Raw genomic sequence first — 12,307 nt, 5'->3', positions numbered from 1 at the left:
GCAGTCGCCCGTGGCGACCGTTCCTCGAGAGCGGTCGCCGCGGCGCTTCGGCGCGGGCCCACCCCGGATTCCCCCAGGGGGCGTTTAGTAAGGTTCCCCTCGTGCACCACGGCTTGAACGAGGACCCTCGCCCCATTCGACGACGCCGAGGCGCGGGGCGCGTGATCGCCCTCCTCGCCGCGGCGGGGATCGTGCTCGCCGGGTGCTCGGCACCGGAGCCGGCGCCCGAGACCGAGCAGGAGGCACCGCCCACCACACTGACCGTCGGGGTGGTCGGCTCGCTCACGAGCTTCAACGCCTCCAGCGCCGCGGGCGACACCGCCGCGAACCGCGCCGTGGCCTCGCTGCTCGACGAGAAGCTGGGGTCGCTCGACGGCGACCTGCAGGTGGTCCCGAACAACGGCCTGGGCCGCATCACCCGCGTGCAGGGCGACCCGCTCAAGGTCAGTTACGAACTGTTCCCCGATCGCGTCTGGTCGGACGGCACCCCCGTCACCCTCGACGACCTCCTGTTCGGCTGGGCGGTGTCGTCGCATTTCTTCGACGACGCCACCTACGACGCGGCCGGCCAGATCGTCTCGGGAACGCGATACTTCGACACCGCGATGCCGGCCGACCCGAACGCGCGCACCTCGCGTCCGAGTCTCGACCGGGCCGACGACACCCTCACCCTCACCTACGACGAGCCGTTCGCCGACTGGAACCGCCAGTGGCTGCTGGATCGGCCGGTGCACGTCGTCGCCGAGCGGGCGGGCGTGAACGTGAAAGACCTGCTCACCGCAATCCTCACCGTTCCCAAGGGAGACCCCTCCGCGCCGGTCGAGCCGAACCCCGTACTCGCCGCGGCGGCGCAGGCGTGGAACACCGGCTTCGACGTGGTGCCCGGCACCCCCGTCGACCCCGCGAGCGTGGTCTCGGCCGGACCGTGGACGGTGACCGAGTCGACCGCCGACTCCCTGACGCTGACGCGGCGCGACGACTACCAGGGTGCGCACTTCCCCGCGCTCGAAGGCCTGACCGTCCGATTCTTCCCCGACCGCGCCGCCCAGTTGTCGGCGATCGAGGCGGGCGTCGTCGACGTGGCCAACGTGGGCGATCTCGACGTCGCGGAGCATGCGACGCTCACCGAGGCCGGGTACCAGGTGCAGGTCGGCCCCACGACGCAGACGCTCCACCTGCGGTACGCCGACGGCACGGCATCCGATCTCCGCCAGGCCATGACGCTGGCAACCGACCGTTCCTCGATCGTGAGCGACGTGCTCGGCCCGATGCGCTCCGACGCGCAGCCGCTGCAATCGTTCCTGTCGTCGACGGCGACGGGTCAGCTGTATGCCGATCTGATCGCGGGCAACGGTGCGCCGGGCACGGGAAGCGACGTGGATGCCGCGCGCAACGCGCTCGGTGACCGTGCCGCCGTGCTGCGCGTGGCCTACGACTCCACCGACGAGGTGTCGTCGCAGGTCTTCCCTCGCCTCGTGTCGATGGGCGCACGGGCGGGGATCGCCGTGCGAGCCGCCACCGCGGAGGACACCCCGGATGCCACTCTGGCGTGGGTCGGTGAAGACGAAAGCCTCTACCGGTCGGCGCGCGACCGTCTCGCGGAGGGCATCGACGGTGCGAACACCGACGAGCTGTTCTCCGATCTCACGGTGCACACCGACCCGGTGGACGTGCTCGCCGAGGCGAAGGAGATCGACCGGTCGCTCTTCGCCGCGTTCGCGGGCCTGCCGTTGCTCGAGCGCACGGGTGCCGTGGTCACCGCGGACGGCGTCGGGGGAGTGGACTACACGTCGGAGCCCGACGGCGTGCCGCCGGCGTTCTGGACCTGGACGGCACCGCAGTCCTGACGCTCGGTCGCTACGGCGTGCCGGTGGGCGACGGCGACGGCGTGGGCGGGGCGAAGATCCCCGGCCACCACGCCGCAGCGAGCGGGTACCCGACGAAGGCGACGATGTCGATGATCGTGTGCGCGACGACGAGCGGCATCACACGACCCCACCGCTTGTAGCACCAGCCGAACACCAGGCCCATGACGACGTTGCCGAGCGCCGACGGCCACCCCTGGTACAGGTGGTAGCTGCCGCGCAGCAGCGCCGTCGAGACGATGACGCCCGTCCACGACCATCCGAGACGACGGAGGCGGTCGAAGAGGAACCCGAGGAAGATGACCTCCTCGGTCAGTCCCGCCCGCAGCGCGGCGAGCACGAGCAGCGCGATCACCCACCACGACGAATCGAGCGGTGCGGGAACGACCGTGATGCTCTGGCCGATGGCCCGACCGACGGCGTACACCCCGATGCCCGGAACGCCGATGAGCAGGACGAGCGCGATCCCGCGCAGCACATCGGACCCGAAGCGACGGAAGTCGAGGCCGATCCGCCGGAGCGCGTTGGTGGCCGGCTCCCACAGCAGGTAGATCGCCAGCGCCACCAGCATGAGCGAGAAGAAGATGTCGAGGAACTGGTAGATCGCATCCCAGAGGGGTTCCGCGCTGCGGGAGGGGTTCAACTGCGTCTGCTGCTGCGAGATGGGGGCGCGCGTCGTCGCGCGGACGAACGACACGACGGAGTAGATCGCGGACTGGCCGACGCTCACGAGGAGCACGATGACGACCTCCCACGCCAGCCGCCGACGTGCATAGCCGTCGGAGCGGCCGATAGGCGTGGGGAAACAGTGGATCGTCGATGAGGACGATAACGAGGATGATGACGGGTCGGCTGAGGGCTGCCGTGACATGTGAGCCATTCAACACCGCCACTGCGTAATCGTTCCGTGATAGACAGTCGACCGCTCGGCGGGCCATAGGAAATCCATGGGCGACGTGATGGCGGATTGTCAAAATGCTCGAATCAGCGCGTGCGAGGTTAAAGGTCTGTAACGAAACATCCAAATGTTTTGACCATCCGGTGACGCGTATCTATCGTTTCGGTATCCACGGCTCCCCCCGGCCGCACGGTTCGGCGGGGTGCTCGTCAACCTTGCACTGGAGGCAAAGTGTCTGAAAAGACCCGGCGCATGCGCGCCCTCTCGGTGGGAGCAGGGGTCGCAGTCGCGGCCCTCGCACTTGCCGGATGCACCACCACGGCCACGCCCGAAGGCGAGTCGAACACGGGTGGCACCATCACGATCGCCACGACCAACGCGTTCACCTCGTTCAACGGCGACACCCCCGAGGCCAACCTCGACACCAACGGCATGGTCGGCTACCTGACCGGTGTGAGCGGCGGACTCGGCCTTGGTGGCTTCCAGCGCCTCGATAAGGACTTCTCGGTCCTGGCCAACACCGACTTCGGCACCTATGAGACCGTGTCCGAGGACCCGCTGACGGTGAAGTACACCATCAACGAGGGACTGACCTGGTCGGACGGGGAGCCCATCAACGCCGATGACATGCTCGTGAACTGGGCCATCAACTCGGGCTACTACAACGACGCCATCCTCGACCCTTCCACCGGCGACGTCACCAACGGCGGTACGCAGTACTTCAGCCTCGCCGGCAGCACCGCGGGTCTCGACACGACCGCGTTCCCCGAGATCGGCGACGACAACATGTCGATGACGCTGACCTATGCGACCCCCTACGTCGACTACGAGCTCGTCAACCCGATCGGCAAGCCCGCTCACGTGCTCGCCGAGAAGGCCGGCGTCTCTGAGGCCGACTTCATCGAGCTGCTCAAGTCGCTGCCCAAGGGCGACACCGCCGCCCCCGTCGTGCCCAACGCCACGCTCAAGGCCGCGGCCGACTTCTGGAACACGGGCTACGACGTCACGGCCATGCCGACCGACGAGAGCCTGCTCGTGGCCAGCGGTCCCTTCATCGTGACCGACTTCACCCCGGAGCAGAGCATCACGCTCGGCAAGAACCCGAACTACAAGGGTGAGATGTCGCCCGCGTACGACCAGCTGATCATCCGCTTCATCGGCGACTCCAACGCGCAGGTGACGGCGCTCCAGAACGGCGAGGTGCAGGCCATCCAGCCGCAGGCCTCCGCCGACACGCTGACCGCTCTCGAGAACGCGAACGCCACGGTTCACTCGGGCAACCAGCTCGCGTACGACCACGTCGACCTCAGCTTCGGCGGGGTCTTCGCCGACGCGAACGTGCGTGAGGCCTTCCTCAAGACCATCCCGCGTCAGCAGATCCTCGAGTCGATCATCACGCCGGTCAACCCCGACGCCGAGGTCCTGAACTCGCAGATCTTCCTCCCCACCGATGGCGACCAGTACTCCACCGCCGTCGCGGCCAGTGGCTACGATGCGTTCACCGAGCCCGACATCGAGGGTGCCAAGGCGCTTCTCAATGGTGCGACCCCCACGGTGCGCATCCTGTACAACACCAATAACCCGAACCGTGTCGACAGCTTCCGCGCCATCCAGCAGTCGGCTCAGCAGGCCGGTTTCGTGATCGAGGACGCCGGTTCGCCCGACTGGAGCTCGCTGCTCGGCAGTGGCAGCTACGACGCGTCGATCTTCGGCTGGGTCTCACCGGGTGCCGGTAACGCCGCTCTTCCGCAGATCTTCAAGACCGGCGGTGGCGGAAACTACAACAACTACAGCAACAGCGCCGTCGACGCCCTCGTCGACGAGAGCCAGGTGACGGTCGACGCGGACAAGCTCGCCGACATCAAGGTGCAGATCGACACGGCGACGGCGAAGGACTTCTACGGTCTGCCGCTCTTCCAGTCGCCGGGTCTGTTCGCTGACAACGGTTCCGTGACGGGCGTCGACTACTTCGGCGGTCAGACGGGCATCGTGTGGAACGCGCAGGAGTGGACGCTGGCAGGTTGATGACCTGCTGAGTTTCCATGAGGCGCCGGAGTCGCTCGGCTCCGGCGCCTCATTTCGCGTGCGCGCAGAGCCCTTTCTCTGCGCTCGCGACTATCCTTTCCAGGGCGCCGTTTTGGCGCTCGTCACCCGATCGAAAGAAGACCTTCCGCGATGGTCGGATTCATCCTCAGGCGCATCGCCGTCTCGATCTTGGTTCTCCTTGCCGCGTCATTCATCATGTACGTACTGGCCGCCAACGCCGGCGACCCCTTGCAGGACCTGCGAGACAGCACCGCTGCAAACCGCGACCAACTGATCGCTGCGCGCGTGGCCGCGCTCGACCTCAGCGTCCCCGCGCCTCTGCGCTACTTCCTGTGGCTCGGCGGAGCTGCCGGCTGCCTGATTCCTTTCGCAGGCACCTGCGACCTGGGTCTGACCATCAGCAATGCCTCGGTTCTGGACATTCTCCCCACCGCGGTGGGATCCACCCTCCAACTCGTGACGGCGTCGTTCGTGCTGGCAATCGTGCTCGGCGTCGTGGTCGGCATCGTGTCCGCCCTCCGTCAGTACAGCGGGTTCGACTTCGGTATCACGCTGCTCAGCTTCTTCCTGTTCTCGCTGCCGTCGTTCCTGGTGGCCGTGCTTCTGAAGGAATTCCTGGCGCTCGGATTCAACAGCTTCCTTGAATCCGCGACCTCCATCCCCGTCTGGGTGATCGTGTTGCTCGCGGTCGTCGCGGCGGTCGTATGGCAGGCCATGATCGGCGGGTCGCCGCGCCGTCGCGCGATCGTCGCCGGCACGGCGGCCGCCGCCACCGTGGCCCTGCTGGTGTACTTCAACGTCACCGACTGGTTCCGTAACCCCGGCTTCGGCCCGGTGGGTCTGCTGCTGCTGATCGCGGGCGTCGTCGTCATCACCACCGGGCTCATCTCGGGGTTGTCGAACCGCCGCGCACTGATCGTCGCGGCAGCGAACGGTGCGATCTCGTACGTCGCGTATTTCGTGCTGCAGGGTCTGTTCGACATCTCCACGGTCTGGACGATCATCATCCTCATGGTCGTCGCCGTCGCGGTGGGACTGATCACCGGATACCTGGTCGGTGCCCCCGATCGCGGTATGACGGCGAGGATCGGCGCGATCGTCGCCTTCTTCGCGTTCGCTCTTGTCGTTCTCGACCGCTACATGCAGTCCTGGCCGCAGTACGTGAACAACCCCCGCATCAACGGCCGCCCGATCGCGACGGTGGGCGCGGCGACCCCTGGGTTCAACGGCGACATGTGGATCACCGGCATCGATACGTTCACGCACCTGCTGTTGCCGACGATCTCGCTCCTTCTCATCTCGTTCGCCGGATACACGCGGTACGCCCGCGCCGGCATGCTCGAGGTGATGAACCAGGACTACATCCGCACCGCCCGCGCCAAGGGCTTGCCGGAACGCACCGTCATCATGCGCCACGGTCTGCGGAACATGCTCATCCCGATCGTTACGCTCATCGCGACCGATGTCGGCGCACTTCTCGGTGGTGCGGTGATCACTGAGCAGGTCTTCGCCATCCCCGGTATGGGGCAACTCTTCGTGTCATCCATCAAGCGCGTCGACGTGAACCCCGTGATGGGCTATTTCATCGTGATCGCTGTCACCGCCATCGTGTTCAACTTCCTGGCCGATCTCGCCTACGCGGCGCTCGACCCCCGCGTGCGAGTGGTCGCATGATCGCCGCCGTCCGATTCCCGGAGGTCTCCGCATGACCCAGATGCTTCCCGAGCCCGCGAACGTCGACGCGCCGGCTCCCGCAGACGAGCGAAACACGGTCGGAGTCAGCCAGGGACGCCTCGTCCTTCGACGCTTCCTCGCGAACAAGATCGCCGTCGTCTCCGGTGTCCTGTTCCTGCTTCTCGCCGCCTTCGCCATCTCGGCGATCGGGCTCGGTCCGATTCCCGGCTGGTGGAAGTACGACTACACGACGTTGAACCCCCAGAACAACGGAGGTGCGCCGACGCTGTCGGTGTTCCCCTTCGTTCTGGGCGACCACCCGTTCGGGCAGGACCGCATCGGCATCGACTACTTCGCTATGACGATGCGCGGTATTCAGAACTCGATCCTTGTGATGCTCGTCATCAGCATCGTCGGCACCACCGTCGGTACCGTCATCGGCGCCCTCGCGGGGTACTACCGCGGATGGGTGGATGCCGTGCTCATGCGCATCACCGACGTCTTCATCGTCCTTCCGATCATCGTCATCGGTGCTGTCGTTGGTCGGGCGACCGGCGGACTGGGCGTCGTGCCACTGGCGTTCTTCCTGGCCATGATCTCGTGGACCACGATCGCCCGGCTCGTGCGCGCCGAGTTCCTGTCGCTTCGAGAGCGCGAATTCGTCGAAGCCGCCCGTGTGGCCGGTGCCAGCGATGCGCGCATCATCTTCAAGCACATCCTGCCCAATGCCATCGGCGTCGTGATCGTCGCGGCGACGCTGCTCGCCGCATCCGCCATCCTCCTTGAGACGGCGCTGAGCTACCTGCAGCTCGGTGTGCGTCCGCCGGATGTCTCGCTGGGTCTGATCATCTCCGACAACCAGTCGGCGTTCTCGACCCGTCCGTGGTTGTTCTGGTGGCCCGCCGTCTTCATCGTGCTGCTCGCCGTGCTCGTCAACTTTGTGGGTGACGGTCTGCGTGACGCGTTCGACCCGCGGCAGAAGCGCTTCTCGCTGCGGCGCACTAAGGAGCAGGCCGGCCCCTCGGTCACCGCCCCGGCGAGCACGCAGGCGCGGGTGCACCCGGAGACGCCGTCGTCATGACGACCGTGTCCGCGTGGTCCTCAGGCGACCGCAATCGCGGCGATGAGTCCGGCCGCGCCCAGCACGAGCAGCACCACGTTGCCGACACGAGCCGTGACGGCGACGGGGGTGCGCTCAGCGATGCCCGCTTCGATGCGTCCGGCGTCGCGCAGCGCGTGCCAGCGTGTGCGCACCATGTCGGCCGCGCGTCCGGAGTCGGTGTTCGGCAGTTCGCCGGGTCGGATCTGCGGCGTGGCAGCCTCTTCGCTGCGGCGATGTGCGCGCGCGGCGCGCAGCGACCCGGCCGCACCGGGCGCCGGCGCGGCGGTCACGGCGATTCGTCGACCGGGCGTGTGCAGCTGCAGCGCGTAGCGGGTATCGACGTGAACGAGCGCAGCCCAAGGCACGCGGTAGCGCAGGGCGATGTTGTCGACCTGCACGCCGTCGTCGTCGACCGACACCGACGGCGACCACAGGACGCCGCCGACCAGGGCGGCCGCGCCCAGCGCGCCGAGCAGGATCAGCGCGGGCGCGTCGGTCACGGCCGGGGTCACGAGCAGACCGACAGCCACCGCGGCGATGATCGCCCACACGATTCCGCACAGGACACGGGTGAACGTCGAGCGGAACGTCTGGCGTGGCATCCTCCGATTCTTTCATTCCCCGATCACTCCCTCCCGCTCGGCGGGAACGAGAGGACAACCTCATGAGCACGACCGAGAAGGCCGGCGTCCCGGCCCTGGAGATGACCGATGTCAGCGTCGACTTCGCCGTCGACGATGTGTGGGTCCCCGCAGCGAAGCACCTGACCTATTCGATCGCGCGCGGACAGGTTGTTGCGGTCGTCGGAGAGTCGGGTTCGGGCAAAAGCGTCAGCTCGATGGCCGTGCTCGACCTGCTACCTCGCAACAGCCGTGTCACGGGCAGCATCAAGGTCAACGGCCGGGAGGTGAACGGCCTCTCCACGGCGCAGATGCGCCAGCTGCGTGGTCCCGAGGTGGCGGCGATCTTCCAGGAGCCCATGACCGCGCTGAACCCGGTGCTGACCGTGGGCTCGCAGATCATCGAGGCTCTGCGCGCTCACACGCCCATCGCTCCGACGCAGGCGAAGGCGCGCGCGCTCGAGCTGCTCGAGATGGTCGGGTTGCCCGACCCCGCGAAGGCGTTCGCGTCGTACCCGCACCAGCTCTCCGGCGGCCAGCGTCAGCGCGCCATGATCGCGCAGTCGATCAGCCTCGAGCCCGCGCTGCTCATCGCCGACGAGCCGACGACGGCCCTGGACGTGACCGTGCAGGCCGAGATCCTCGACCTCATCCGCGACCTCCGGGACCGTCTGGACTCCGCCGTGCTGCTCATCACCCATGACATGGGCGTGGTGGCGGACCTCGCCGACTGGATCGTCGTAATGAAGGCCGGCGACATCGTCGAGCAGGGCCCGGCTGCCCAGGTGCTCGGGTCGCCGAAGGACGCCTACACCAGGGAGCTCCTGGCATCCGTGCCCCGCCTGGGCGAGACGCTGGAGGGCGAAGCGACCGTCGACGTGGTCGAGGCTCTCGCCCACGCGGTGGCGGAGGGGCCGGCTCGTACCGAGACGATCGCGCTGGCGGCTGCGGCCCCGGAGATCGCTCACCCCGTGCTGCAGCTCGAAAACGTATCGATCGAGTACGGCAAGAAGGGGCGGGTCGCCGCGTTCCGCGCCGTGGACGACGTGACTCTCGGCATCGCCGAAGGCGAGATTGTCGGTCTCGTCGGCGAATCCGGCTCCGGCAAGTCGACGATCGGCCGCGCGGCGATCGGTCTTCAGCCCATCGCCGACGGGCGCCTCGTCGTCGACGGGGTCGACATCTCCAGCGGCTCGCATAAGCTCATCAAGTCGCTGCGCCGGCGTGTGGGAATCGTCTTCCAGGATCCGTCGTCGTCGCTGAACCCACGACTGCCGATCGGCGAATCCATCGGCGAGCCGCTGCTGCTCGCCGGCGAGGCGAAGGGCGCCGAGCTCGACGCGCGGGTCGAGAAGCTGCTCGATGAGGTGCGTCTGCCGCGCAGCTACCGCAACCGGTACCCCCACGAACTCTCGGGCGGGCAGAAGCAGCGCGTGGGCATCGCCCGTGCACTCTCGCTGCAGCCGCGACTGCTCGTCGCCGACGAGCCGACCAGCGCTCTCGACGTTTCCGTGCAGGCGCGCGTGCTGGAGCTGTTGAGCGAGCTGCAGAAGGAGCACCGCTTCGCGTGCCTGTTCATCAGCCACGATCTGGCGGTGGTGGATGCCATGGCGGACCGCATCGTCGTGCTCAACCGCGGCAAGATCGCCGAGCAGGGTACGCGCGACGAGATCCTGCGCGCGCCCAAGGAGCCGTACACGCAGCGACTTATCGCGGCTATCCCGGTGCCCGATGTGGAAGTGCAGGCCGCGCGTCGCGAATTGCGTCACGAACTGCTGCGCGACACCCCGGCATCCTGACCGAGACCATTCGCGGGGGCGGCATTCGGAAGGATGCCGCCCCCTTGTCGTGCGACCCGGTCGAGGGATCCGCGACGGAAGGCGCAGACGAAGGCTCCCTCCTGTGGTGACGCGAGGCGGGGTCCGCAGGGCGGGTCCGCGGGAATTCCACCCCTTTCTGCTGCCTGCCAGGCAGTGTCGCAGCCGCCCGGTAGACTGGGTCAGCCCGATTCCGGGCGCCACCCCGAATTTTCCTGGAGACCCTCCATGGCGCACGCCCTTCGTCCTGACCTCCGTAACGTCGCGATCGTCGCGCACGTCGACCACGGCAAGACGACTCTCGTCGACGCCATGCTCCGCCAGACCGGCTCGTTCGGCGACCACGCGCACGTCGAGGAGCGCGCGATGGACTCCAACGACCTCGAGCGCGAGAAGGGCATCACGATCCTCGCCAAGAACACGGCGATCGAGTACAACGGTGCCCACACCGACGTGCCCGTCACGATCAACGTGATCGACACCCCCGGCCACGCCGACTTCGGTGGCGAGGTCGAGCGCGGGCTGTCGATGGTCGACGGCGTCGTGCTGCTCGTCGACGCGTCCGAGGGCCCGCTGCCCCAGACCCGCTTCGTGCTGCGCAAGGCCCTCGAGGCGAAGCTCCCCGTCATTCTGCTCGTCAACAAGACCGACCGGCCCGACGCCCGTATCGCCGAGGTCGAAGAAGAGGCGCACGACCTGCTGCTGGGCCTGGCGTCCGACCTCGTCGACGACGTGCCCGACCTCGACGTCGACGCCCTGCTCGACGTGCCGGTGGTCTACGCCTCGGGCCGTGCGGGCGCGGCATCCCTCAACCGTCCCGCCAACGGCGCGCTGCCCGACAACGACGACCTCGAGCCGCTCTTCGGCGCGATCCTCGAGCACGTCCCGGCTCCGGCCTACGACGACGAGGCGCCGCTGCAGGCGTGGGTGACCAACCTCGACTCCTCGCCGTTTCTCGGCCGCCTCGCGCTGCTGCGCGTGTTCAACGGCACGCTGAAGAAGGGCCAGACCGTGGCCTGGGTCCGTGCCGACGGCACCACCAGCAACGCCCGCGTGACCGAGCTGCTCAAGACACGCGCGCTCGAGCGCTTCCCCGCGGAAGACGCCGGCCCCGGTGACATCGTCGCCATCGCCGGTTTCCCCGACATCACGATCGGTGAGACCATCGCCGACCCCGAAGACGTGCGGGCGCTCCCGGCGATCACGGTCGACGACCCCGCGATCTCGATGACGATCGGCACCAACACCTCGCCGCTCATGGGCAAGGTGAAGGGCCACAAGCTCACCGCCCGCATGGTGAAGGACCGCCTCGACCGCGAGCTCATCGGCAACGTCTCGCTGAAGGTCGTCGACATCGGACGCCCGGATGCCTGGGAGGTCCAGGGCCGCGGTGAGCTCGCGCTCGCCATCCTCGTCGAGAACATGCGCCGCGAGGGCTTCGAACTCACCGTCGGCAAGCCCCAGGTGGTCACCAAGCGCGGCGACGACGGCAAGCTCAAGGAGCCCTTCGAGCACCTGACCATCGACGCCCCTGAAGAGCACCTCGGCGCGATCACGCAGCTCATGGCCGCCCGCAAGGGCCGCATGGACAACATGACCAACCACGGCACCGGCTGGGTGCGCATGGAGTTCGTCGTCCCCTCGCGCGGCCTCATCGGCTTCCGCAGCGAGTTCCTCACGATCACGCGCGGCACCGGCATCGCCAACGCCATCTCGCACGGCTACGACGACTGGGCGGGCTCGATCACGACCCGTCAGAACGGCTCGATCGTCGCCGACCGCATGGGCGTCGTCACCCCGTTCGCCATGATCGCCCTGCAGGAGCGGATGAGCTTCTTCGTGCAGCCGACCGAAGAGGTCTACGAGGGCATGGTCATCGGCGAGAACTCCCGCGCCGACGACATGGACGTCAACATCACCAAAGAGAAGAAGCTCACGAACATGCGTTCGTCGACCTCCGACTCCTTCGAGTCGATGACGCCTCCACGCGTGCTCACGCTCGAGGAGTCGCTCGAGTTCGCCCGCGACGACGAATGCGTCGAGGTCACGCCCGAGAAGGTGCGCATCCGCAAGGTCGTGCTCGACGCGACCGAGCGCGGCCGCGCCGCCTCGCGCCTGAAGCGTCAGGATGCCAACGCGTAAGCGTTACCGCCTGTCACGGCCTCGTCGAGCCCACGCTCGGCGGGGCCGTTCCGCGTTCCCGCCGCGCGCAGTGGCCGGCCTGTCGGAGCCCCCGGCTCCGGCCGCGACCCGGGACCCCGCACGGGAGGCGGCTGAGCCTGTCG

Annotated in this window: 8 protein-coding genes; 6 read left to right on the top strand and 2 right to left on the bottom strand. The window is 67.8% G+C overall.

Going from position 1 to position 12,307, the window contains the following annotated elements:
* The first annotated feature begins 161 nt into the window (after nucleotides 1-161).
* Nucleotides 162-1,847 (top strand): ABC transporter substrate-binding protein, encoded by a 1,686-nt coding sequence (locus QE410_RS09520; protein ID WP_307330994.1) that lies wholly within the window; start codon nucleotides 162-164, stop codon nucleotides 1,845-1,847.
* A 10-nt stretch (nucleotides 1,848-1,857) separates the two neighbouring features.
* On the opposite strand, the gene QE410_RS09515 is transcribed toward QE410_RS09520, so the two are convergent.
* Entirely contained in the window at nucleotides 1,858-2,604 is a 747-nt protein-coding gene (locus QE410_RS09515; RefSeq protein WP_373459334.1) for a CPBP family intramembrane glutamic endopeptidase, read from the bottom strand.
* A gap of 390 nt (nucleotides 2,605-2,994) precedes the next feature.
* Here QE410_RS09515 and QE410_RS09510 point away from each other — a divergent pair, with 390 nt between their 5' ends.
* From QE410_RS09510 to QE410_RS09500, 3 genes are all read left to right on the top strand, one after another.
* Complete coding sequence (locus QE410_RS09510; protein WP_307330991.1) at nucleotides 2,995-4,788, top strand: ABC transporter family substrate-binding protein; 1,794 nt, start codon at nucleotides 2,995-2,997, stop codon at nucleotides 4,786-4,788.
* A gap of 150 nt (nucleotides 4,789-4,938) precedes the next feature.
* A complete protein-coding gene (locus QE410_RS09505; protein ID WP_154921984.1) occupies nucleotides 4,939-6,483 on the top strand; it encodes an ABC transporter permease in 1,545 nt (514 codons plus the stop codon).
* Nucleotides 6,484-6,514: 31 nt separating this feature from the next.
* Entirely contained in the window at nucleotides 6,515-7,564 is a 1,050-nt protein-coding gene (locus QE410_RS09500; RefSeq protein WP_307330987.1) for an ABC transporter permease, read from the top strand.
* 20 nt (nucleotides 7,565-7,584) lie between these two features.
* Here QE410_RS09500 and QE410_RS09495 read toward each other — a convergent pair whose 3' ends face one another.
* Nucleotides 7,585-8,187, bottom strand: coding sequence for a PH domain-containing protein (locus QE410_RS09495; protein WP_154921986.1), 603 nt, complete (start codon nucleotides 8,185-8,187; stop codon nucleotides 7,585-7,587).
* A gap of 62 nt (nucleotides 8,188-8,249) precedes the next feature.
* Here QE410_RS09495 and QE410_RS09490 point away from each other — a divergent pair, with 62 nt between their 5' ends.
* Together QE410_RS09490 and typA are read left to right on the top strand one after the other, a co-directional pair.
* Nucleotides 8,250-10,004 (top strand): ABC transporter ATP-binding protein, encoded by a 1,755-nt coding sequence (locus tag QE410_RS09490; protein WP_307330981.1) that lies wholly within the window; start codon nucleotides 8,250-8,252, stop codon nucleotides 10,002-10,004.
* Between the two features lie 246 nt (nucleotides 10,005-10,250).
* Entirely contained in the window at nucleotides 10,251-12,164 is a 1,914-nt protein-coding gene (typA, locus tag QE410_RS09485) for a translational GTPase TypA (RefSeq protein WP_058231280.1), read from the top strand.
* The last annotated feature ends 143 nt before the right edge of the window (nucleotides 12,165-12,307 follow it).

It is taken from the genome of Microbacterium sp. SORGH_AS_1204 (assembly GCF_030818935.1).
Taxonomy (GTDB): domain Bacteria; phylum Actinomycetota; class Actinomycetes; order Actinomycetales; family Microbacteriaceae; genus Microbacterium.
The sequence above is the reverse complement of the archived record's forward strand: the minus strand, read 5'-3'. Positions and strand labels throughout refer to the sequence as shown.